At 33.6% G+C, this 24,637-nt stretch carries 22 protein-coding genes and 1 tRNA gene; 10 read left to right on the top strand and 13 right to left on the bottom strand.

Annotated features, from left to right (window positions below; all coding sequences use genetic code 11):
* Positions 1–46: 46 nt before the first annotated feature.
* From AC1EUU_RS07995 to xrtF, 9 genes are all read right to left on the bottom strand, one after another.
* Entirely contained in the window at positions 47–1,177 is a 1,131-nt protein-coding gene (locus AC1EUU_RS07995; RefSeq protein ID WP_480200893.1) for a zinc-dependent metalloprotease, read from the bottom strand.
* Between the two features lie 206 nt (positions 1,178–1,383).
* Entirely contained in the window at positions 1,384–1,719 is a 336-nt protein-coding gene (locus AC1EUU_RS08000; RefSeq protein ID WP_480200894.1) for a heavy metal-binding domain-containing protein, read from the bottom strand.
* Positions 1,720–1,741: 22 nt separating this feature from the next.
* Complete coding sequence (locus AC1EUU_RS08005) at positions 1,742–3,484, bottom strand: efflux RND transporter periplasmic adaptor subunit (protein WP_480200895.1); 1,743 nt, start codon at positions 3,482–3,484, stop codon at positions 1,742–1,744.
* A 14-nt stretch (positions 3,485–3,498) separates the two neighbouring features.
* Positions 3,499–4,725 carry a TolC family protein gene (locus tag AC1EUU_RS08010; protein ID WP_480200896.1) on the bottom strand — a complete coding sequence of 409 codons (1,227 nt, stop codon included), beginning with the start codon at positions 4,723–4,725 and terminating at the stop codon, positions 3,499–3,501.
* Positions 4,715–8,431 (bottom strand): efflux RND transporter permease subunit, encoded by a 3,717-nt coding sequence (locus AC1EUU_RS08015; protein ID WP_480200897.1) that lies wholly within the window; start codon positions 8,429–8,431, stop codon positions 4,715–4,717. The genes AC1EUU_RS08010 and AC1EUU_RS08015 overlap by 11 nt, the downstream gene beginning before the upstream one ends.
* A 104-nt stretch (positions 8,432–8,535) precedes the next feature.
* The gene (locus AC1EUU_RS08020; RefSeq protein WP_480200898.1) at positions 8,536–8,940 is read right to left on the bottom strand and encodes an HYC_CC_PP family protein; all 405 of its coding nucleotides are present in this window, start codon (positions 8,938–8,940) and stop codon (positions 8,536–8,538) included.
* A gap of 72 nt (positions 8,941–9,012) precedes the next feature.
* Positions 9,013–10,305, bottom strand: coding sequence for an NAD(P)/FAD-dependent oxidoreductase (locus tag AC1EUU_RS08025; protein WP_480200899.1), 1,293 nt, complete (start codon positions 10,303–10,305; stop codon positions 9,013–9,015).
* Between the two features lie 49 nt (positions 10,306–10,354).
* The gene (locus AC1EUU_RS08030) at positions 10,355–10,801 is read right to left on the bottom strand and encodes an exosortase F system-associated membrane protein (protein WP_480200900.1); all 447 of its coding nucleotides are present in this window, start codon (positions 10,799–10,801) and stop codon (positions 10,355–10,357) included.
* A complete protein-coding gene (xrtF, locus tag AC1EUU_RS08035; protein WP_480200901.1) occupies positions 10,785–11,342 on the bottom strand; it encodes an exosortase family protein XrtF in 558 nt (185 codons plus the stop codon). The genes AC1EUU_RS08030 and xrtF overlap by 17 nt, the downstream gene beginning before the upstream one ends.
* A 54-nt stretch (positions 11,343–11,396) precedes the next feature.
* Between xrtF and AC1EUU_RS08040 the strand changes: the two genes are divergently transcribed.
* The 8 genes from AC1EUU_RS08040 (at position 11,397) to rodA (ending at position 19,588) form a co-directional block, all read left to right on the top strand.
* Positions 11,397–11,870, top strand: a complete 474-nt coding sequence (locus tag AC1EUU_RS08040; protein WP_480200902.1) for a GAF domain-containing protein — start codon at positions 11,397–11,399, stop codon at positions 11,868–11,870.
* Positions 11,871–11,872: 2 nt separating this feature from the next.
* Complete coding sequence (locus tag AC1EUU_RS08045; protein WP_480200903.1) at positions 11,873–12,313, top strand: DinB family protein; 441 nt, start codon at positions 11,873–11,875, stop codon at positions 12,311–12,313.
* Between the two features lie 91 nt (positions 12,314–12,404).
* Positions 12,405–13,937 carry a bifunctional phosphoribosylaminoimidazolecarboxamide formyltransferase/IMP cyclohydrolase gene (gene purH, locus AC1EUU_RS08050; protein ID WP_480200904.1) on the top strand — a complete coding sequence of 511 codons (1,533 nt, stop codon included), beginning with the start codon at positions 12,405–12,407 and terminating at the stop codon, positions 13,935–13,937.
* A 68-nt stretch (positions 13,938–14,005) separates the two neighbouring features.
* A complete protein-coding gene (locus tag AC1EUU_RS08055; RefSeq protein ID WP_480200905.1) occupies positions 14,006–15,037 on the top strand; it encodes a rod shape-determining protein in 1,032 nt (343 codons plus the stop codon).
* Positions 15,038–15,049: 12 nt separating this feature from the next.
* Entirely contained in the window at positions 15,050–15,877 is an 828-nt protein-coding gene (gene mreC / locus AC1EUU_RS08060; protein WP_480200906.1) for a rod shape-determining protein MreC, read from the top strand.
* A complete protein-coding gene (mreD, locus tag AC1EUU_RS08065) occupies positions 15,870–16,376 on the top strand; it encodes a rod shape-determining protein MreD (protein WP_480200907.1) in 507 nt (168 codons plus the stop codon). The genes mreC and mreD overlap by 8 nt, the downstream gene beginning before the upstream one ends.
* 1 nt (position 16,377) lies before the next feature.
* A complete protein-coding gene (gene mrdA, locus AC1EUU_RS08070; protein WP_480200908.1) occupies positions 16,378–18,330 on the top strand; it encodes a penicillin-binding protein 2 in 1,953 nt (650 codons plus the stop codon).
* Positions 18,311–19,588 (top strand): rod shape-determining protein RodA, encoded by a 1,278-nt coding sequence (gene rodA, locus AC1EUU_RS08075; protein ID WP_480200909.1) that lies wholly within the window; start codon positions 18,311–18,313, stop codon positions 19,586–19,588. Before mrdA ends, rodA begins: the two co-directional genes overlap by 20 nt.
* A 9-nt stretch (positions 19,589–19,597) precedes the next feature.
* On the opposite strand, the gene AC1EUU_RS08080 is transcribed toward rodA, so the two are convergent.
* The 4 genes from AC1EUU_RS08080 to proS all read right to left on the bottom strand — a co-directional run bounded on the left by AC1EUU_RS08080 (position 19,598) and on the right by proS (position 21,909).
* Positions 19,598–19,882 (bottom strand): hypothetical protein, encoded by a 285-nt coding sequence (locus tag AC1EUU_RS08080; protein ID WP_480200910.1) that lies wholly within the window; start codon positions 19,880–19,882, stop codon positions 19,598–19,600.
* Between the two features lie 126 nt (positions 19,883–20,008).
* Positions 20,009–20,260, bottom strand: a complete 252-nt coding sequence (gene rpsT / locus AC1EUU_RS08085) for a 30S ribosomal protein S20 (RefSeq protein ID WP_480200911.1) — start codon at positions 20,258–20,260, stop codon at positions 20,009–20,011.
* A 24-nt stretch (positions 20,261–20,284) separates the two neighbouring features.
* Positions 20,285–20,356, bottom strand: a tRNA-Glu gene (locus AC1EUU_RS08090).
* A 77-nt stretch (positions 20,357–20,433) separates the two neighbouring features.
* On the bottom strand, positions 20,434–21,909 hold the full coding sequence (proS, locus tag AC1EUU_RS08095) for a proline--tRNA ligase (protein WP_480200912.1): 1,476 nt from the start codon (positions 21,907–21,909) through the stop codon (positions 20,434–20,436).
* Positions 21,910–22,011: 102 nt separating this feature from the next.
* Between proS and AC1EUU_RS08100 the strand changes: the two genes are divergently transcribed.
* Entirely contained in the window at positions 22,012–23,166 is a 1,155-nt protein-coding gene (locus AC1EUU_RS08100; RefSeq protein ID WP_480200913.1) for a hypothetical protein, read from the top strand.
* Positions 23,167–23,184: 18 nt separating this feature from the next.
* A complete protein-coding gene (locus AC1EUU_RS08105; protein ID WP_480200914.1) occupies positions 23,185–24,561 on the top strand; it encodes an OmpP1/FadL family transporter in 1,377 nt (458 codons plus the stop codon).
* Positions 24,562–24,637 lie beyond the last annotated feature (76 nt).

Consider the following 24,637-nt stretch of genomic DNA (forward strand, 5'->3'; position numbering starts at 1 on the left):
TTGCAACAAAGTATAAACTCCATTGAACGGATTTAACTAACCAAACCTAATTTTTAACAATCTTTCGAGTGACGCTGTTTTTACCAGATGATATACTTAAAAAATAAACTCCAGACCTTATATCTTTAAGGTCTATTGATTCTTTCAAATTAATTCCATTATTTTTTCTCACCTTAATCGTTTTTCCAAGTATATCAAATATTCTTATCATTACTTCCTCTCCCAAAGGTCTTTTAAAACTTACTTCTATTTTATCGTTTGTAGGATTAGGAAAAATTTTGAATTCTCTTGTTGCAAGGTCTTCTACTGCTAAAACACCACTCTTATAGTTTGCAATAATTGTATTTAAATATGCCGAAACTCTTTGCGCCTGTCCGGCAGTAAACATATACATGCATGCGTCATTTACATAATCCATGTAATTCATAGTTAATGATTTATTATCGCACATTACAATGGAACCTGCAGTGGGGCAGCCACCGGAGGAATCATCAATATTTGGAGTATCTTCAACACCATCATCACTATTACAACCACCATCTCCCCAGGTATGATCTAAATTAAAATGATGTCCAACTTCATGAGTTACTGTACGTCCTAAATTATAAGGAGCCTCTGGAACATAACCATTACACCCTTTACCAGAACCAAAAGCGTTGATATTCATAACTACGGTATCACCAATATTAGGGTCACCTCCTAAACTAGAATAACCCAATCCATCAATTTCTTTGATCAGAAAATTTAAATATCCAGCCCATTTAAAATCCGAGTCTCCTCCATTTCCAAAATTATATCCTATGGTAACAGCTGGGCCTCCTTCTTTTAATTCTGCATCGGTATTATTAGGATGATCGGTCATTGCCATTTGAAATTCTATATCAACAGAACCTACATTTGTATTAACATAGTGTGATTTTGAAGAATTCCATTCTACAATATCAGTATTTATGCCTTTAAAATCTTTGTTGAGAATGTCAATTTGATTTTGAGCCAAAGCTTCTAAACAAGCTCTGTCTGCTTCGTCTCCTTCAGGAAAATGAACTGCAACAGGAATAACATAGCTATTAACCGATTTACTTTTATATTTTTTGTAAAGTTTTAGTTGATCATTGAACCGCTTTTGCAGTCTTTCATATCGTTCTTTATATATCGGTTTTTGCATTCTCTTCTGCATGTGTTCGTTCATTTTGCATGTTCTCTGTGAGTAAACAAAATTTAAGAGTAAGCTAAAAAAAAGTGCAAAAAGTAGTTTTTGTTTCATGATATGATATTTTAGTCTTGATGAATACATAACAGGCAACAGAAACTTTACCCTACCTATAGGTATAAAAAAATCCGTTACAAAATTTGTAACGGATTTTAAATCTCTTAATGATTTAACTATTCACCATTGCCTTTATCACCTTCGGTCTTATCATGGTTGTGCCCATCTCCTTCTTTATGTTCACCCTCTTCTTTGAGGTCAATTTTCTTTTCCTTTAGGTCCATTTTACAAACTGGGCACTTCCCCTCTTCCGTATAACTTTTCCCTTTTTCACAATCCATTGGGCATTGATACAACACATCATTAGATGCAAGTACTTCTTTAGCTTCTTCTTTCGCCTCTTCTTTTACTTCAACTTCAGTTTTTGCCTCTTCCTTCTTATCTTTTTTACATGATGTTACCGAAAAGGATATAGCAGCAACAACAACTAACATTAAAATTATTCTTCTCATTTTTGTTATAGTTTAATTACATTTAGTTTATTTCTGTGATTATCTCACCACAATTTAGCATTTCACTACCAAAGTACGGGTTTAATATTTTATTTTCCAAACTAAGCCAATTTGCACCTTTATTGTTATCAGCCATTGGGCAAAATTGTTGATATACTTTTTGGTTAATACCAAAAACTTGTACCGCCTTTATCATATTATTTGATAGCTCGATAAAATACTTCCTTTGAATATCCTTATCTGATTGATTTGATATCTGTTTTATCGCATTCTTAATACCCAAGTTTGTTTGCATCCATTTGGTATGTATTTTTTGATCTTTTAGCAATTTCATATCAACTTTATCAAGGTTAGAAGATAGTATTTCTGCATTAGATTTTGACAACTCAAATTCTTCGTTTACCAGAGCATCCTTAATTTTTAAATAGTCATTAAAAACTACTTTTAACTGCTCTTGAAACTTCTTAGGCACTTTAACTCGCATATCCAAACTCATATCTTTCATCTTTTCATGCTCGTTATGGCCGGTCATCATTTTCCCTCCCATTTTATTCATCATTGATTTTTTTCCCTGTAACTGCGCAGCAGCATCTACAGTGAAAGCACCATTAATTACAATTTCTTCCCCCTCATTTAAACCTGACAGCACCTCATAATTGGCAGCTACCCTGCTTCCTAGTTCTACCTCTCGCATTTCAAAAACAGGATCACTGGGGTTTGCTTTTATGTATACTAAAGATCGTTTCCCCGTCCAAAGAACAGCACTAGATGGCACCAATAATGTTTTATGACTATTTTTTTTAGAGCTGGAAATTTCACCTTCTATGAACATTCCAGGTTTAAATTCATTCTTTTCGTTGTTTAAAATTGCTCTAAGCTTTACTGTTCTAGTTTCGGAATTTAAAACCGGATCGATAAAAGACACCTTCACTTTATCTTTTTTATTGGGATAAGCATTAGACGTGATCTCAATTTGCTGACCTTTTTTAAACAATGAAATCTGATTTTCGTATATATCAAATTCTGCCCAAACCGTTTTTAAGTTAGAAACTTTAAAAAGGCCTTTACCTTCTGTAATATGATTACCCTCTTCGATCATTTTTTCAATAACGACTCCTCCAGCGTTCGCATAAATAGGAAAATTATCTATTGTTTCTTTTGTGAGTTCAATTTTATCAATTTGACTGTCGGTGACATCCCAATTGTTTAATTTATGCCTTACCGCTTTATATAATTCGGGTTGTGAAAAGCGCATATCAAGCGCTGTGAGTAGTTCTCGTTGCGCAGTTACCAATTCTGGTGAATATACCGTTGCTATTAATTGCCCTCGCTTTATACTCTCCCCTAAAGAATTAATGTATAGTTTTTCTATTCTACCGTCAAAATGAGCCGTTATTACACTATTATTATTCTCATTTACTTTTATTTTACCCGAAAGTGTAATTATGTTATCGGAAGCATTTTCATTACCAATTACCATGGTTTCAATGTTCGCAAGTGCTATGGCATTCTTTGTCATTTTAAACTGATCTGGAGTAAGACCATCAGAGCTACCTTCGGCAGGGATTAAATCCATTCCACATATCGGGCAATCTCCTGATTCTGGTTGCATGATTTGCGGATGCATGGAACATGTCCACATTTTTTCTTGTGATGTATGTTGATGATTAGTGAGGTCTGTGTCTTTAGAAGAATTTCCAAAAAACAGCCACCCCAATAATAATCCAACAAGCAACATTATTATGTAAATACTATATTTTCTCATTGTCTTTATTTTATTTAATAATTGGTAGCCGTTAGTGCTTCTAGAATAGAATTAGAAATTGCATAATTCTTTTCTAAAGCTACGATCTCCAATTCATATTGTAACTTAAGTTGATTCACTTCTAGTACTTTATCAAAATCGATTTCCGCAGTTGGGTAAATGGTCAATAATACTTTTTGAACTTCTTTTATTTGCTCTAGATTCTCATATTTAATCCTTAACGATTCAATAATATTTTCTTTCGCGGTGCTTGCTGCTTGAAATTGCATGAGCAGTTTATTCTCTAAGTTTTTCTTATACGCTTTTGTAGCCTCCTTTTCGAATTCCATTTGCTTTAATTTTGAACTGTATTTTTTTGAAAATACCGGAATAGATACACCAATTGAAGGCATAATAATATCTTTTCCATTATCAAAAATATTAACCTCTGGTATTTCTTCTACTGCAATATAACTTAGGCCAACTTTTAATTGTGGCAAGCTTTCCTTTCTTATAATTTCCTCTTCTTTTAAAAGTGCATTATAAGAGTTATCAATTTCTAAAATTTTAGGATTTGTCCCAAGATTACTTTTATCTTCATTTCTTAATTTAGCATAATCAATTTCCTCGGGAATTTCAACAAACTCCTTCGTCTCTCTATTCAGTAGTAGGTTAAATATTTCTTTTTTTGATTCTAGATTTCTGGCTATTTCCTTAAACTGATTCCAAACATTACTCCGCTCAATTTTAATCTTTAGAACTTCAACCAAAGTTGCTCTATTATTTGCCAAGCCTGCAACGGCTAAATCTTTATAGGAGTCTAAAATCGCTAAACTCTCTCTTAAAATACTCTGCTGCTTTTTTAGCTCATAAAGTTCATAATAAACTTTTTTAACCTCTAAGAATAACTGTCTTTCTGAATCATCTATCTTATAAAAAACTGCGTTTGCCTTAAATCGTTCACTTTCTTTTTTGGCTTTGTACGTGCCAAACCATGGCAGTGATTGTGAAATTGCAAGTCTTGCTTTTTGAGCACCAACTCTGGTTTCTACTTCTTGAACAAAAATGCCCGCTTCAAAATTAGTTTTTGGTAAACTATTAGCTTCAACTATTTTTTCTAAAGCCTTTTGATGTTTAAAACTTTGAGCTTTAAGCCCATCATTATTCTCTTTAGCTATTTGTAGATAATCTTCTAGCGTCTGTCCTTTTACTGGTATTGCTACCAATAAGAGAACTATTATACTAAGGAATTTAATTTTCATCGGATGTCTTTTTTAGTTCAATTTCTTTTTTCCAACTAAATAAAATTGGAACAACAAAAAGTGTTATGAGCGCAATAAGCATTCCGCCAAAGCTAGGTATGGCCATAGGTATCATAATATCACTTCCTCTACCAGAGGATGTAAGAATAGGTAATAATGCCAAAATGGTAGTTGCAGTAGTCATCAGGCAAGGTCTAATACGTTTAGCTCCGGCTTCTAAAACTGATGTTCTAATTTCTTTCTTATTTTTAGGCTTATTTTTTTCGAAGACTTGAGTTAAATATGTGGCCATTACTACACCATCATCTGTAGCTATCCCAAATAAGGCAATAAATCCTACCCATACTGCTACACTTAAATTAATGGTCTTCATTTGAAATAAATCACGTAAGTTTTCTCCAAAAAAATTGATATTTAAGAACCAATCTTGTCCATACAACCAGATCATTAAAAATCCTCCCGCAAAAGCCACTAAAACCCCACTAAATATCATTAAGGAAGTAGTAACAGATCGAAACTGAAAATAGAGAATCAATAAAATTATTAATAGAGCTAGAGGTATTACCAGAGATAATGTTTTCTCTGCTCTCAACTGATTCTCATAAGTTCCTGTAAACTGATAATTAATTCCCTTTGGAATTTCTAATTCGCCTTTTCTTATTTGTTCTTTAATTAACTTTTGGGCGTTCTCAACAACATCTACTTCGGCATAATCATTAAGCTTGTCGAACAATACGTAACCAACCAAAAATGTATCTTCGCTTTTTATGGTTTGCGGCCCCTGTTCATATTTTATAGTGGCCAATTCTCTTAAAGGTACCGTTTTTCCGGATGAAACTGGCACATAAATTTGTTGTAAATCACTTGGATTTGCACGTAGTTCTCTTGGGTAACGCACACGTATACCATACCGCTCTCTACCTTCAATCGTTTGTGTAATTTGCATACCACCAATAGCAACCTTCAATACATTTTGCACCGCTTCTATGGATACGCCATATCGTGCAGCCTTATTACGATCTATATCTATAAGTAAATATGGTTTACCTACGATTCTTTCTGCGAAAACAGCTTCTACCTTTACCCCATTTACCTGCTTTAAAACTTCCTCTAGTTGTATACCAAATGCTTCAATCTTCTTTAAATCTTGTCCTTTTATTTTAATCCCCATTGGAGCTCTCATTCCTGTTTGTAACATGACCAAACGAGTTTCAATAGGTTGTAATTTTGGAGCTGATGTAACCCCAGGCAACTTGGTAACTTTTACTATTTCATTCCAAATATCATCAGATGATTGAATCTCTGGCCTCCAATTCCGATAAAACTCACCATTACGATCTTCTATCAGTAATTCTTTCGTTATTGAAGGGTCAAAATTCGCATTACTTGTAGTATTAGGATTCGCAATAAAACCACCTCTTTTTAACTCATATAAACCATCATTATTAACTTTGAATTTTTGGCGAATACCCTCATCATTCAATAAATACTCGGATTTATATAAAATAACATTCTCATACATTGATAAGGGAGCTGGGTCTAGCGCTGATTCAGTACGACCAGCTTTTCCAACAACAGTTTTTATTTCAGGAATACTGGCGACAGCCATATCAAGCTGCTGTAATACACGTTTGTTTTCATCAACGCCAGAATGCGGCATAGAGGTCGGCATTAATAAAAAAGAGCCTTCATCTAATGATGGCATAAATTCTTTACCTGTGTTTTTCATAATTGAAAAGCCAACTATCACCAATAAAATGGGCAAAGAAAGAAAGGCCAATTTGTTGTTTAATGCCCAAACTAAAATTCGATTATAATACTTACTGAAAAGTGAAAATAAACCAAGTAAACCAAAGCATATAAGACTAACAAATATTATATTCCAGAGAATATTTTTGTCAACTCCTAGTGGTCTCCAATATTCGGCTAAGAGCATTATAATTGCAAACACTAATACATATATATTTAAACGTTTAGCCAAATATTCTGAAAGTTTACCTCTTAACTTTAAAATAGCAATCAAACCGATTATTACTAGTATTAAGCCTAACCAATAACCATATATCAAAGAAATAACACCTAAGATAATAGAAACGGTATCTATAACATATCGTAGTTTATTTCTAACGCCTTTCTTCTTAAATATAAAAGCTGCTAACGGCGGAATAATGAACAAGGCAACGATAATTGCAGCAATAAGCGCAAAAGTTTTAGTAAAGGCTAATGGCCTAAATAATTTTCCTTCGGCGCCAATCATTGTAAAAACTGGAATAAAGCTAACGATGGTTGTTGCAACTGCGGTTAAAATAGCTCCAGAAACCTCAGTTGTTGCGTTATAAACAAGCATATTTATTGGTAACTCTTCTTTATTTGTATCAAGATGCCTAATTATATTTTCAGAGAGAATCACCCCAACGTCTACCATAGTACCAATAGCGATCGCAATACCAGAAAGTGCTACAATATTGGCATCTATATTAAATAGCTTCATCGCAATAAAAACCATTAGTACGGCTAAGGGTAATAGACCTGAAATAAGTACCGAAGCTCTTATATTAAATACCATAATGATAATTACCAGTATAGTAATCAATATTTCTAAAGTTAATGCCTCGTTTAATGTACCTAAGGTTTCTTGTATAAGCTCTGTTCTATCATAAAATGGCACAATTGTTAATTGAGAGGTTCTCCCATCTTTTAGTATTCTTGATGGTAGTCCGGCTTTTAATTCATTAATCTTTTCTTTTACATTATTAATAACCTCCATTGGGTTAGATCCATAACGGGCTACAACAACACCTCCAACAACTTCGGCTCCTTCTTTATCTAAGATCCCTCTTCGTGTAGCCGGCCCTAAAGAAACTTTTGCAATGTCTTTTATTTTAATGGTGACATAATCTTTGGTACTTACTACGGCATTTTCTATATCTTCAATAGATTTAACATAACCTAAACCACGAACCAAATATTCTGCTTTATTTATTTCTATTGTTTGAGCACCAATATCACTATTAGTTTCTTTGATTGTTTTCACAACACTGTTTAAATTAATGTTGTATTGACGCATAAGTTCTGGGTTAACATCAACCTGATATTCTTGAACATAACCACCAATTGATGCTACTTCTGAGACACCGCTTGCAGAAGACAATGCATATTTAACATAGTAATCTTGAATGCTTCTTAATTCATGAAGATCCCAACCTCCGGTTACATTACCATCTTCATCTCTACCTTCAAGTGTATACCAAAAAATTTGCCCTAGACCAGTGGCATCAGGTCCTAAAGCAGGTTTTACATCTTTAGGCAGTAAATTTGTCGGTAATGAATTTAACTTTTCAAGAATTCTGCTTCGACTCCAATAAAATTCTATGTTCTCCTCAAAAATGATATAGATACTAGAAAAGCCAAACATCGAAGAGCTACGTATGGTTTTAACACCTGGAATCCCTAATAACGATGTGGTTAAAGGGTATGTTACTTGATCTTCAATATCTTGAGGTGAGCGCCCGTCCCATTTAGTGAATACAATTTGTTGGTTTTCACCAATATCAGGAATGGCATCAACGGCCACAGGGTTACTGGGTAAAAAACCTGTATTCCAGTTAAAAGGTGCATTAATCAATCCCCATCCTAAGAATAAGATGAGTAATAATAATGCAACAATTTTATTTTCTATTAAAAATTTAATGCCTCTATTCAGCATATCACAAACTATTAAATAATTGAACTATAAATTAATGGATAGTTTTCGAAAAATTTTTCTTTTAAAAGAAGAATATTTAAAAACAACTTTCAATCATTTAATAATTAAATTAAATACGTTTGATAAAGTACTTGAATATTTCTAATGAGTAGGGGTGGTGAATGGTCTTTAAAAGGAATTATATTCTCTTGTAAGCCTTCAAAAAGATCTAGATAGCTTACCATAAAAGCAGCCACAAATTGAATTTTGTTCAGTGAAACGTCCTTGGTAATTTTTAGTTCAGAATTTGTGCTTTTAATTAATTCTATAACATCATTACAGCAAGAACCTTCTGAAAAACCATTATCGTTAGATGAATCAGGCATTTCACAACTTTTAGCATTGCCAAATAAAGAATAATCAACCATTTGCCCCATGCAATAATGTTTTTCAACAGTAAAAGAAAATGTTGAAAACAAAACCATAAAGGCTAATGTAACTGATAATATGTTACTTAAAGTCCTTTTCACGTCATAAAAGTATAAAATATAAACGTTTGTACTGCTAAAATAGTGTTAATAAGTAAAATTTTAGTAACCCTCCTACCTTGGATTACTTGGTTTATATTTTCTAATAATCAATCTATTGCCTTTATCGTAAGAAAAATAACTACTCATCCAATTAAGTCCAACTCGCAGTTTATTTTTAAAACCACTAATCGACATTAAATGTACTGTAGACCAAATAAACCAAGCAAAGAAGCCTCGAAAATGCAATTTACCAAGATCGGCCACTGCTCTTTTTTTTCCAATTGTTGCTAATGCTCCCTTATCAAAATATTTAAAGGGTTTCCAACTGTTTTCACTAATTAATAAGTTTTTTGCTAAATGTTGCCCTTGCTGTATAGCCGTGGGAGCAACCATTGGATGCCCATCAGGATAGGCTTCTGTTTTCATAAAACCTACGTCGCCTATGGCGAAAATATTCTTTTCTCCTTCAATTCTATTAAATTCATCAACATGAATGCGGTTTCCTCTAACAACTACATCTGGCTTAACGCCAGTAGGAAATTGTCCTCGTACGCCCGCAGTCCATATTAATGACGTTGTTAGTAAGTTTGAGCCATTTGAAAGAATGACACTACTACCATCGTACGATTTTACTGCAGTATTTAAATGTACATGTATTCCTAATCGTATTAGATCTTTAAGTGTATCTTTTGATGACTTTTCAGTCATAGCAGATAGTACTTTAGACCCAGCTTCAACAATATGAATTTCAATTGGGAAATTGGTTAATTCAGGATAATCTTTATCATAAATATACCTCTTAAATTCAGCAATTGCTCCTGCCATTTCAACGCCTGCGGGACCCGCACCTACAATAACGACTGTTGTATTTTTCTTTCGTATTTCATCATCAGTGGCTTGCACAGCTTTTTCAATATTCTGTAAGATATTACTACGTATATCTAATGATTCTCGTATAGATTTCAAACCAATACTGTTGGCTTCAACATCCTTCATACCATAGAAGTTATTGGTACTTCCTGTTGCTAATACCAAATAATCAAATGATATTACTCCAATGTCTGTTTCAACCTCTTTTTCATTCGAATGAATCTTTAAGACATTGGCCATTCTAAAAACAAAGTTTTTATATCCTCTAAAAATTTTCCGAACTGGGAAAACAATGGAATCTGGCTCCAATCCGCTAGTAGCTACCTGATAAAACAAAGGCTGAAATTGATGAAAATTATTCTTGTCTAATAAAACTATTTGAAAAGGCTTATTTTTTAAGGCTTTAGCCAGATAAATGCCTGCAAAACCGGCACCTATAATGACTATTCTTGGATGTTTACTTTGTGGAATATAAACATCATTACGCATACTCATAGATTCGTTTTTTTAATCGTAAGTTTTATCTAAATTTTAGACTATAAATTTACGATTTTCCAGACGATCTAACCAGTTTTTTTTGATAATAAAATGCCGGTAATAATATAAGTACAAAAACAGGATGGATTAAAAATCTTCGCACATAAAAACCAAATAAATGTCCGTTTTCAAAACCAATTTTTAGAAGTATATAATAGCTTATACTTAATACGAAAAAAGCAGCAATATAAAATTTAACAGAAAATTTTACCAATCCCTTTTTCTGAAAAGCCAAATAAATAATCGCTAAAGAAACAATCATATTAAGTGCATACCTCAACAATAGATTAAAAAACAACTTAAAACTATTGTATTCTGGTATAGAAAAATGCATATAATCATGTTGAAAATAGGCGATAAATGGATCATAAAATAATCCTGGGCCCATAGCACGTATAGCAATTAATATAAAAAACAAGAAAATTATGAGCACTATTCTAACTCTTTTTTTCATGTTTGGTTTTTTTTATGTATGAAAATTTGTTTACCCATACTATCCATAAAAAGAATACCGTTCCATAAATAATTGCTGGAAATAATAAGCCATGTAGTTCTTCCTTATATTCTGGAAATTTATACAATAATAAGCTTAAAGCCATTACACGCGCAACATTTACAACATAAATTATGAAACCGCCTATAATTCCATAAATAATCGTTGCTTTTAGGCTTCCTGAAAAAGCAATTATAAATGCCAAAAAAAGAATAATAACACTAACCGAATTACATCCTTCCACTATGCGAAGAGCATATACATCACCAACAAAAAATTTCATCGATAGTTCATTTTCATGCTGATATACGGTCGTATTATATCCAAAAAAATTTGCCAATTTCTGAGTATGATACGCAACTGTTTGTGTAATAGGAGAACAGCTGAAAGCGTCACCCTTCTGTTGGGTTCTGTCTAAATAAAAATTATAAATCAAAACCAATAATGCGTAGGTAACAAAAAATTTAACTAAAAATTTTATGATGGTTTTCTTCTTCTTCAATTGAAAGTATTTTAAATTTGTTCGTCAAAGATTTTCCAAATTTACACATTGGCCATGCATATAAGTATCCTCAAGCAAGAAATTATCAACATTTTAGATAACAACACCTCTGTTGAGATTAAATTACAAGCTATTTGTAATCATTTAATGTACGAAATTGATCATTACGATTGGGTAGGATTTTATTTTAGAAATGGAAACAAAGAGGAGCTTAAGTTAGCACAGTTTGCAGGTGAACCAACAGAACACACCATTATTCCTTTTGGAAAAGGTATTTGCGGTCAGGTAGCAGTTAGCAATCAGAACTTTGTTGTTCAAGATGTTTCAGAACAAGATAATTATATATCTTGTGGCTGGCAGGTAAAAAGTGAAGTGGTGATACCCATATTTGTTGATGGTAAAAATATTGGTCAAATTGATATAGATTCGCACACCAAGAACCCATTTACTGAAAAAGACACCGAGTTATTAGAGTTTGTTTGTGAAAAAGTTGCCGAACTTGATATTTTAAATTTTTATAGCGCCTAACCATGACAACAGCCCTTATTGATTTATTTTTACGTGATCTTGATCGATTGAAAAACGAAGTAAAATCTTATGAAGATGATTATAAGTTTTGGAGTATAGAAAAAGAAATTAGTAATTCTGCAGGAAATCTTACCATCCATATCATAGGAAACTTAAACCATTTTATTGGTGCCATTCTTGGTAATACAGGTTACGTTAGAGATCGTGAAGCTGAGTTTAACGACAAAAATGTCTCTAATGAAGCTATTTTAGAAAAAATTGATGAAGTAAAAACGATAATTAAAGTTACGCTGTCTAAACTATCAGAGGATGATTTGAAGGCAACCTATCCTATAAATATTCGAAAAGAAGGTATGAGTGTTGAGCAATTTTTAATTCATCTTTATGGTCATTTAAACTATCATTTAGGGCAAATTAATTATCATCGTCGGCTTATCGATTAATGTTAATTAATTGTTCATTAATTATCTCTATTTTTTCATTGTGTAGGCTTAACGTTTTAGTAGCTTTGCGCGAAAACTACAACACAACATAATGAACGCAACAAAAAAAGCAACTTCGGCTTTAATTTCAGTATTTCACAAAGATGGTCTTGCCCCAATTGTTCAAAAATTAAATGAGCTAGGCATTACAATTTATTCAACCGGAGGCACCGAGAAGTTTATTAAAGAGCAAGGTATTGACGTTATACCTGTAGAAGATTTAACTTCTTATCCATCTATCCTAGGTGGTCGTGTTAAAACCTTACATCCAAAAGTATTTGGCGGTATCCTATCACGTCGCGAAAATGATGGTGATGTTGCGCAGATAGCGGAATATGAAATACCCGAAATGGACATTGTGATTGTTGATTTATACCCTTTTGAAAAAACAGTGGCATCAGGAGCCCCAGAACAAGACATTATAGAAAAAATAGACATTGGTGGCATTTCTCTAATTCGCGCGGCTGCTAAAAACTTTAAAGACGTAATCTGTGTTTCTTCAATGGAGCAATACGATGAATTCTTAGGTATTATTTCCTCTCAAAGTGGAGAAACAAGTTTAGAGCAACGTAAACAATTTGCCGCTCGGTCTTTTAATATTTCATCACATTATGACAGCGCTATTTTTAATTACTTTAATGCTAATCATGAAATAGCCTCATTGAAGATTAGCGAAACCAAAGGCAAAGTATTGCGCTATGGTGAAAACCCACATCAAAAAGGTTTCTTCTTTGGTAACTTTAATGAGATGTTTACTAAACTTCATGGTAAAGAATTAAGCTATAACAATTTACTCGATGTTGATGCGGCCGTAAACTTAATGAATGAGTTTAAAGATGAAGCACCTACTTTTGCTATTTTAAAACATAATAATGCCTGTGGAATCGCTCAACGGCCAACCGTTATAGAAGCATATAAAGATGCCTTAGCCGGTGACCCAATTTCTGCCTTTGGAGGTATATTAATATCAAATACCACCATAGATAAGGCTACTGCCGAAGAGATTCATAAGCTTTTTTGTGAAGTGGTTATCGCTCCAAATTTTGATGATGATGCCATTGAAATTTTAATAGGTAAAAAAAATAGAATTCTTCTAGTACTGCATGATATTGAATTACCTAAAACCGTTGTAAGAACTTGTTTAAATGGTGTACTTGTTCAGGAGAAAGATTTTAAAACGGATACTATCCTTGATTTACAGTCAGCAACTGCACTATCTCCTTCTGAGAAGGAAATAGAAGATTTAATCTTCGCATCTAAAATATGTAAACATACCAAATCCAATACTATTGTTTTAGCCAAAGACAAGCAGTTATGCGCGAGCGGTACCGGCCAAACATCTCGTGTAGATGCCCTAAACCAAGCAGTGACAAAAGCCAATCATTTTAATTTTAATCTTGAGGGAGCGGTGATGGCAAGTGACGCTTTCTTTCCGTTTCCAGATTGTGTAGAGATTGCTGATAACGCCGGAATTAAAACTGTAATTCAACCAGGAGGTTCTATAAAAGACCAATTATCAATAGATTACTGCGATAATAACCATATGTCTATGGTATTTACCGGAACTCGTCATTTTAAACACTAGAATTAACTTTATTTTATTAAATTTGGCAATTCGCAAATTTTTTATTTAACCCAAACTTAAATAACTCTATGGGACTTTTCGACTTCATGATAGAAGACGTTGCGATTGACTTAGGAACAGCTAATACATTAATTATCCACAATGGTAAAGTTGTAATAGATAGTCCATCAATCGTTGCCCGTGATCGCTCTACAGGCAAAATAATTGCCATTGGTAAAAAAGCTAATCTCATGCAAGGTAAAACGCATGAAAATATCAAAACTATTCGACCATTAAAGGATGGAGTAATTGCTGATTTTGAGGCGTCAGAACAAATGATAAGGGAATTTATCCGACAAATTCCTTCCATTAAAAAGCGCTTTTTTATGTCTCCTTCATTGCGAATGGTAATTTGTATTCCATCAGGAATAACAGAAGTTGAAAAACGAGCTGTTCGTGACTCAGCTGAGCATATGAAAGCCACGGAGGTTTATTTGATTCATGAACCGATGGCGGCATCTATAGGTATCGGTATTGATATTATGCAACCTAAAGGTAATATGATTATTGATATCGGTGGTGGAACAACAGAAATTGCGGTTATTGCCTTAGGAGGAATTGTTTGTGATAAATCTATTAAAGTGGCAGGAGATGTATTCACCAATGACATTGCATACTACATGCGAACACAACATAATCTCTATGTTGGTGAAACTACTGCTGAAAAGATAAAAATTGATGTAGGTGCCGCAACCGAAGATATAGATGAAGCACCAGATGACATTTTAGTACAAGGTCGTGATTTATTAAGTGGAAAGCCAAAGCAAATCAAAATTTCTTACAGAGAAATTGCCAAAGCATTAGACAAATCTATCTTACGTATAGAAGATGCAGTTATGGAGACCTTATCTCAAACGCCTCCTGAATTAGCTGCAGATATCTATAATACAGGTATTTATTTAGCCGGCGGAGGCTCTATGTTACGTGGACTTGATAAACGTTTGTCAAGAAAAACGGACCTTCCGGTATATGTTGCTGAGGATCCTTTAAGAGCCGTAGTTAGAGGTACAGGTATAGCGCTTAAAGATTTAGAAAAATACAAAAGTGTATTGATGAAATAGTAGTGACAACGTATGCAACAAATTGTAAATTTTATTACAAAGTACAGATACTTTTTATTCTTTTTGTTGTTAGAAATCATTGCCCTTTCACTAACGATACAAAATCATTCTTACCATAAAAGCAAATTTGTAAATTCTGCTAATTTTTTAAGCGGCGGTATTTATAATAGAATTAATAGGTTTCGAGAACTAACTCAATTAAGAACCTATAATCAACAATTGCAAGAAGAAAACACACGTTTAAAAAATATTATTGAATTACAAGGTATCGATACCACCGCTCAAATGTTTGCCGTAAATGATACCTCAAAATATTTTCAAAGGTATTTATATACTCCTGCAAAGGTAATCGATAATCAATTCCATAAAAGATACAATTATCTAACAATAGATAAGGGATCTAAAGACGGAATATTATTTGATCAAGCGGTTGTAAACAGCAAAGGAATTATAGGCATTACACAAAGTGTTTCAAAAAACTATGCCACAGTACAGTCTATTTTAAATGAAAATTCAAAGATCAATGTTGGACTGAAAAATAGCCCTCATTTCGGCTCCTTAAAATGGGATGGTAAAGACTACAACATACTTCAAATAGAAGACTTGCCTATTCAGGCAAACATAAAAGTTGGAGACAGTATCATCACAGGAGGTAAATCAATCATTTTCCCCAAGGGAATACCTGTTGGAACCATTGAAGATTTTAAAGTTGACAATAATAATTACAGTTTTGTTAATATACGCCTGTTCAATGACATGAGCGCTATTGGACCCGTAAATGTGATTGTGAGTTTATATAAAGAAGAAATCGAAACTTTACAAGAGCAAACCAATGAATAATAATGTACTTCAAAACATAGCACTATTTATTATTCTAGTACTTTTACAGGTAGTTATCTTGAATAAGATACTTTTTCTAGGTTATATAAACCCTTTTTTATATGTACTATTTGTAATAATATTTCCTTATAGAAAAGATAGAAGTGTCTTATTACTCTTGTGTTTTTTATTGGGACTGTTTATCGACTTTTTTTTAAACTCGGGCGGCATTAATGCCGCCGCTACACTTTTTATTGCATACATACGTTTACCATTATTAAAGTGGGTGCTTGGTAAAAATGAAATAGATTTTCAAGTATTTAATATTACCAAACAACCACAATTAAAGATTCTTACCTATGTATCAATTTTGGTATTTATACATAGTTTTATCATTTTTAGTTTAGAATATTTTAAGTTCGGCCATTTAATGACTATTTTCTCACGAACATTTCTAACAAGTATTTTTACTATTATTTTAATTATGTTAAGTCTTGTATTAATAACAAAGAAAAAATAAGATGGAACGTAAGTATTTAGCATACTTTTCTGTAATGGCTGTAGGTATTATTTTTATAGTTCGCCTATTCTATTTACAAGTAATAGACGATACCTACAGAGCCTCTCCATTAAATAACGCCGCCGTAAAAATCAAATATGATTATCCACAAAGGGGATATATTTATGATAGGAATGGTGTTTTATTGGTAGCTAATCAACCTACTTATGACATAATGGTTATTCCAAAAGATGTAAAAAAAATTGATACTACCGAATTTTGCAATCTCTTACAAATAACCAAAGAAGAATATATTAAGAGTGTTAAAAGAGCCACGCGCTACTCCACTCGAATTCCTTCCGTTTTTTTAGCTCAGGTCTCTAAAGAAAGTTATGCTTACTTACAGGAAAAAATGCATCATTACAAAGGGTTTTATATTCAAAAGAGGTCTTTGAGAGAGTATCCTGTAAAAAGTGCCCCAAATGTACTTGGCTATATTGGGGAAGTTAATGAAGGTTTCCTTAAACAAAATTCTTACTATCAGTTGGGCGAATACCATGGAGTTAATGGTATTGAAAAGCAATATGAAGAATTACTTCGTGGGATCAAAGGCGTTAAGTTTATTCAGAAAGATCGGTTCAATAAAGATATGGGGCCCTATAAAAGTGGAAACTATGACACATTAGCTGTGGTAGGGAAAGACCTCACACTATCGTTAGATATTAGATTACAGCAATATGGCGAACTATTAATGAGCAATAAACGCGGTGGAATAGTTGCTATAGAACCTTCTTCAGGTGAAATACTTACACTAGTATCAACACCTACTTATGATCCAAATAGAATGGTAGGAAGGAAAAGATCTAAAAATTCGGTAGAACTGTTCGGTGACTCTATCAATAAACCAATGTTTGATAGAAGTCTCTTAGCGCAATATCCTCCCGGATCTCCATTTAAGGCAATTACAGGGTTGATAGGGCTTCAAGAAGGAGTAATAAATGAAAACACCTCATTTTATTGCTATGGCGGATATAAATATGGTCGTGGAAACGGCGCCTTTATGGGCTGTCACTGTGGTGTATACGGATCTCCTATAAAATTAAACAAAGGTATTTATAAGTCTTGTAATGCATATTTTGCAAATGTATATAGACGTAGCATAGAAAAATATGATCGACCACATGATGGAATGGAATCATGGAGCAAACATGCTAAGAGCTTCGGTTTAGGAAATTTCTTAGGTTCAGATCTTCCCACAGGGAAAAAAGGCTTAGTCCCTGACTCAGATTTATATGACCAATGGTATCCTGCTAAAAATTGGACGTCTACCTACACAATTTCAAATGCAATTGGACAAGGACAAATTCTTACCACGCCAATACAGTTAGCAAATATGACTGCCGCTATAGCAAATCGAGGGTTTTACTACACTCCACATATACTTAAGAAAATTGATAACAAACCAATAGAGATTAACGAATTTACAAAAGCGAAGCATACCACTATTGATAAAAGACACTTTGAACCAGTAATAGAAGGACTTTTTAATGTTTTTGAAAAGGGTACCGCTGCAGGTTCGAAAGTTAAGGGCATAGAAATTTGCGGAAAAACCGGTACAGCCGAGAATTTTGTTAGCTATAAAGGTAATAAAGAGCAATTAACAGATCACTCTGTGTTTATAGCCTTTGCTCCAAAAGACAATCCGAAAATTGCAATTGCTGTTTTTGTTGAAAACGGATACTGGGGTTCTCGGTGGGCAGGCCCAATCGCAACATTAATGATTGAAAAGTATTTAAAAGGTGAAACCAGCAGATCTTGGTTGGAAAAACGTATGTTAGAGGGCAGCTTGAAAGATGAATATGAACGTAATGTAGCAGTGCAAAAGCAGTTAAGAGAATTATATCTTAAACAAAAAGAACTGGAAGAGCGTGCAAAAGCTTTAAAAGAAGAAGAGATTGAGAAAACGGAAGAATAATATATTTGTAGGTATCGATTTAGTACTAGTTCTATTGTTCTTTGCTTTGGTCATTTTTGGATGGGTAAATATTTATGCTGCCACTGTAGATCAAGATCAAACTTCAATTTTTGACTTTTCAACATTGTCGGGCAAACATGTACAAAAGATGGTTGCCAATCTAGCCTTGATTATAATCACACTTTCAATAGATTCAAAGTTTTATGAACGCTTTTCAGGTGTAATTTATGCACTATCTATTGTATTACTTTTAGGGTTATTTCTCTTTGGCTCTACAATTAATGGAGCCACTTCATGGTATAATTTTGGAAGTATAAGTTTACAACCTTCTGAATTCGCTAAGGCTGCTACTGCTTTAGCATTAGCTAATTTTTTAGCTACGCCATCTAATGATCTTAAAAATTTTAATACACAGCTAAAAGCCTTTGCTGTTTTATTAATTCCAACTATTTTGGTTGTATTACAACCTGATGCTGGCTCAGCTCTAATTTATTTATCACTTATTTTTGTACTTTATAGAGAAGGCTTGCCTGCATATTATATTGCAATAGGCTTGTTTGCCATTTTATTATTTGTACTAACCTTAGCACTAGGTTTAAAAATCACTCTAATAGTAGTGCTCACGCTAGTCACCATTTTTTTTCTATATCTAACTAAAATAAACAATGTCCATTTTAAAAGAGATTGGCTTAAGTTTATTAGTGTTTATTTAGTAATCGGGCTATTTATATTTAGTGTAAACTATATTTTCAATAACGTATTTGAACAAAGACATCGTGATCGTTTTAGTATTGTATTGGGAAAAACATCAGACACCCAAGGTATAGGTTATAATACCAATCAATCAATGATTACGATAGGTTCTGGAGGGTTAACAGGAAAAGGGTTTTTAGAAGGAGATAGAACTCAGGGTAATTTTGTTCCCGAACAACATACTGATTATATTTTCAGCACCGTAGGTGAAGAATGGGGGTTTTTAGGCAGTACAGCTATTATTTTAATTTTTACTGCCTTTATCATACGTATTGTACAATTAGCCGAAAGACAGAAATCAGATTTTAGTCGAATATTTGGTTATGCCACAGCAACCATATTCTTTTTTCACTTTATGATTAATATTGGGATGGTAATTGGGCTATTACCAACTATAGGAATACCACTACCTTTCTTTAGTTACGGAGGATCTTCGCTCTGGGGTTTTACCCTTATATTATTTATTTTTATAAGGCTAGATGCAGATAAGACCTATGTCTGGTAGTTGTTAAATTTATTTAAAAAGTCTTGTAAATAAACTTCTCTTTTTATTCTCAGATTGAAGCTTTTTGGATGATATTCTTCTCAAAATTAAAAAATCCTCTTTAGAGATTTCGGTGAAATCATCCCACTCTTTAGATTCATTCACAAACTTCTTTACACTCACATAAGCCCCAACTTTAAATTCAACATCTAATGAATTTAATAGCGTTTTTAAAGATAACTTGTACAATTTACCTGCCTCTTTGCCAAACAATACATAAGTAATTTCGCTATGTTCTGTGTTGCTTACCATCATCTCTTCATTTCAAGTAAAACAGTTCAAAAGCTAAAACTCCTACTTCAAAGAAATTCTTTTTTCAAAAAAAGGCATAAAAAAAGCAGCTCGAACAGCTGCTTTATACTTTAAAAGATCATCCTATTACTATAAAGATGCAACGTGCTTTGTTAGTTTCGACTTTAAGTTCGCTGCTTTGTTCTTATGAATAATGTTTCTTTTAGCTAATTTATCAAGCATAGCAATTACCAAAGGAAGTTGAGCTTCTGCATCTTTCTTCTTATCAGTAGCGCGTAAATTTTTGATAGCATTTCTCGTTGTTTTATGCTGAAATTTATTTCTTAAGCGCTTCGTTTCGCTATTTCTAATTCTCTTTAATGCTGACTTATGATTTGCCATTTATATTTTTGTTTAAAAACTTTGTAGCCCGTAGGGGAATCGAACCCCTGTTACCAGGATGAAAACCTGGCGTCCTAACCCCTAGACGAACGGGCCATTATGTTCTTTACCTTTGTAAAGCGAGTGCAAAAATAAAACAAATTTTATTCTCTGCAAGCACTTTTTAAAAAAAATTAATATGCTTTCGCAAAAAGTACTCTTTTTGTTGATTTTTCACCTGAAAAAACACAAATCCCTTCTTCTTCCTTCTGATTTAAAGGTATACAACGAATCGTTGCTTTTGTTAATTCTTTAATCTTATCTTCCGTTTCCGAAGAACCATCCCAATGTGCTGATACAAAACCGCCTTTATTCTCAATTACTTCTTTAAACTCGTCGAAAGTGCTAACCTCGGTAATATGTTCATTTCTATAATCAATAGCCTTTTTATAAAGGTTTTCTTGAATTTCCTTTAAAAGCCTTTCAATAGTTGCAATTAGTTGATCTTGGGCAATCGTTTCTTTAGTCAACGTATCTCTTCTTGCCAATTCAACAGTATTGTTTTCAAGATCTCTTTGGCCCATTGCAATTCTTAAAGGAACTCCTTTTAATTCATATTCAGCGAACTTCCAACCAGGTTTATGGGTATCTCGTTTATCAAACTTAACAGTAATACCTTTTGCACGTAATTCGGCTATAATAGGTTCCGCTTTTTCAGAAATAGCATCTAATTGCTCTTCTCCTTTATATATTGGTACAATAACAACTTGAATTGGAGCCAGTTTTGGTGGTAATACCAAGCCATTATCATCAGAATGCGTCATAATCAACGCTCCCATTAAGCGTGTTGATACTCCCCAAGAGGTAGCCCAAACATAATCTTGTTTACCTTCTTTGGTTGTAAACTTAACATCAAATGCCTTAGCAAAATTTTGTCCTAAAAAGTGTGAAGTCCCAGCTTGTAGTGCCTTTCCATCTTGCATTAAAGCCTCTATAGTATATGTTTCTAGAGCACCCGCAAAACGCTCACTTTCTGTTTTTGTTCCTTTAATTACAGGTACCGCCATAAAATTTTCAACAAAATTGGCGTAAACACCTTGCATTTGCTCTGCTTCAGCAACAGCTTCATCTTTAGTAGCATGTGCAGTATGCCCTTCTTGCCACAGAAATTCTGCCGTACGTAAAAACAATCGAGTGCGCATCTCCCATCGTACAACATTTGCCCATTGATTGACTAAAATTGGTAAATCTCTATACGATTGTACCCATTTTCTATAAGTATCCCAAATAATGGTTTCTGAAGTTGGACGAACAATCAATTCTTCTTCTAATTTAGCCTTTTCGTCAACAACAATTCCTTTACCATTTTCATCATTCTTCAATCTATAATGTGTAACTACGGCACATTCTTTAGCAAACCCATCAACATGACTAGCTTCTTTGCTAAAATAAGATTTAGGTATAAAAAGAGGGAAATAAGCATTCTCATGCCCGGTTTCTTTAAACATCCTATCGAGCTCTGCCTGCATTTTTTCCCATATTGCAAAACCATACGGTTTTATAACCATACATCCGCGCACTCCAGAATTCTCTGCAAGATCAGCTTTTACCACTAGCTCATTATACCATTTAGAATAATCTTCGCTTCTTTTCGTTAATTTTTTATCCATATTGTTTGTTTGGCACAAATATTGTGTTAAATATTTCACAAATTATAATCGGTGCAAAGCTAAATATAATTTGTAATTTACAATAAGAAAAAGCCATAGGATATGAAAATTAATAACTACACTTCAAGATCAGTATTTTTATCTTTAATAGGATTGATCTTACTTAGCACAACAACTTCTTGTATTGTTTATAGAGAAGTAGGTTCTACACAAGAAGATGACGGTATTTATGCTTCTGAAGACAAAAAATTAGTTGTAGTTGAAAATGAACGGTCATCAGCTTATAAAGATTACTTCAAAAAAGAAGCCGAAAGATATTCTGACCTTACAGAAGACGATATCTTTACTGATGTTGATTCTATTTATTATGATGATGAAGAAGGTTTAGAAAAAAATCAAAACAGAAGTGGAGCTTGGGAATATACTGATGATGTTGTTGTTAATTTAAATGTTGGTGTAGGTAATAATTTTGGCTGGAATAATTGGTTGTGGAACGATCCATGGATTTATGGTGGTTATTGGAACAATCCTTATTATGGTTATGGTATTGGCGGTATTTATTGCCCACCTTTTTATGGATATGGTGGTTTCTACAACCCTTGGCATTATGGTTATGGCTTTTACAGCCCATATCGATATGGTTATAGAGGATTTTACGGCAGAGGATATTACTATGGCAATCGTGGTCGATACAACTATGGAAGAAGATATGCTGGCAACACTTCAAGACGATATAATACATTAAATAGAAGACATTCTTCTTATAGAAATTTAGGTACTTCACGCAGAACTACAACTAATAGAAGAAGCACTTCTACTCGATCATATAATGGTGTAAGACGCAGTTCAAGCACTAGAAACAATTCAGGCGTTAGAAGATCAGCTCCAATACGCAGAAGCAATTCTACAATTAGGCGCTCTACAAGTCCTTCACGCTCTAGCGGAGTAAGAAGAAGTACCTCAACAAGAAGAGGATATGCCTCTACTTATAGAACAAATCCACAGAGAAGAGCCACTTCTGTCACTCGCTCGCGATCACCTCAAAGCACTTCAAGAACAAGAAGTTATTCGTCTAATTCAAGTCGAAGATCGTATAGCACAACAAGAAGTAATAGTTCTACCAGAGCAAGAAGTTCATCTTCTAGCGGAAGAAGTTATAGTAGATCTTCCTCTGGGTCTACGTATAGAAGTTCACCTTCTAGAAGTAGTTCATCTTCAAGATCATCAACCAGATCCTCAAGTTCAAGAAGACAATAATTTAAAGAGAAACATTTTATGAAAAAGTTTGTATTCCTTTTAGGAGGATTGCTATCCTCATGGGCAATTATTGCTCAGAATATAGAAAATCAGGCAATAAGTTATAGTGATGCTGCAATATTATTTTCAAATGAAGAGCAAAATGGAACTGCTCGTTTTAATGCAATGGGTGGAGCTTTTGGAGCTCTAGGTGGAGATTTTTCAGCTACAGCGATAAATCCTGCCGGAACTGCAGTTTTTAAAGGTTCATCTGTTGGTATTACTTTGGGTGGAAGAGCCACTGATATTTCAACCACATTTTATAATAATAGTCTCTTAAATGAAGACGATTTTTTTAATGTTACTCAAGCGGGCGGAGTGCTTGTTTTTAATGCACACAGTGGTTCAAATTGGTCTAAATTTACGATTGGATTTAACTATAACTTATCAAAGGACTTTGAAAACAGCTGGTTAGTTGATGGCCCAAGCCCATTTACACCTTTAACTGATTTTTATGATCCAGATGTTCTATATCCTAATTCACAAGGGCAAGTGTTTAGAAACTTTATGAACGGTCAAAACGATAAGTTTGTACTGTCATTTGCCTCACAATATAGTGACAAACTATATATAGGTGCTTCAATAACAACGCACGATATTGATTTTATTCAACTTGCTCAAGTGGAAGAATTTAATGCTGATGATGCTGATAATACTTTTGATGTGCTTGCAACTCAAGAATTAGCCACCACAGGTACTGGGGTGTCTGTGAGTGCTGGAATTATCGCCAAGCCTTCACAAGAAGTTCGTTTAGGTATTGCCGTTGAAAGCCCTACTTGGTATAGTTTAACCGAAACATTGATTGCAAACGATCAACAAGTTTTTATTAATGGTCAACTCGATACAGAAGACCTATTACAACTTAGTGAATTTGATTATAATATTATTTCTCCTGCGAGGGTAACAGGTAGTTTTGCCTACATTTTTGGAAAAGAGGGTTTAATTAGTTTTGATTATACTTACAAAGACTATTCAAACATCAAACTACGACCTAGCAATGATTTTAATAACGGAGGAGAAAATTTAGACTTAGAGAATAACTTAAAAGGGAGTTCTCAGTATAAAGTGGGCGCCGAATTCAGGTTTAATAATGTGAGTTTAAGAGGTGGTTATCGCTTTGAAGAGAGTCCATTTAGAGATGGCCCAACTAATACCATAAAACGTACTTACGGAGATCTTACCGGATATTCTTTTGGTATAGGGTTTAAATTTGGAAAGCATACTCGATTAGACCTTGCTTATCAAAACTCTGAAAGAAAGGATCAGTTTAAATTTCAAGATATAGCGGCCGCAGACGCTGCAGATTTAGATATAACCAACGATAAATTTACAGCCACCTTGGTTATAGGTTTGTAATTTACTTTATCTAAAGTAAAAAGCCCAAGACAAGAGTCTTGGGTTTTTTTTTATGCTATAAACTATTTAATTACTA

The sequence above is a fragment of the Maritimimonas sp. 2205BS37-2 genome (genome assembly GCF_056591755.1).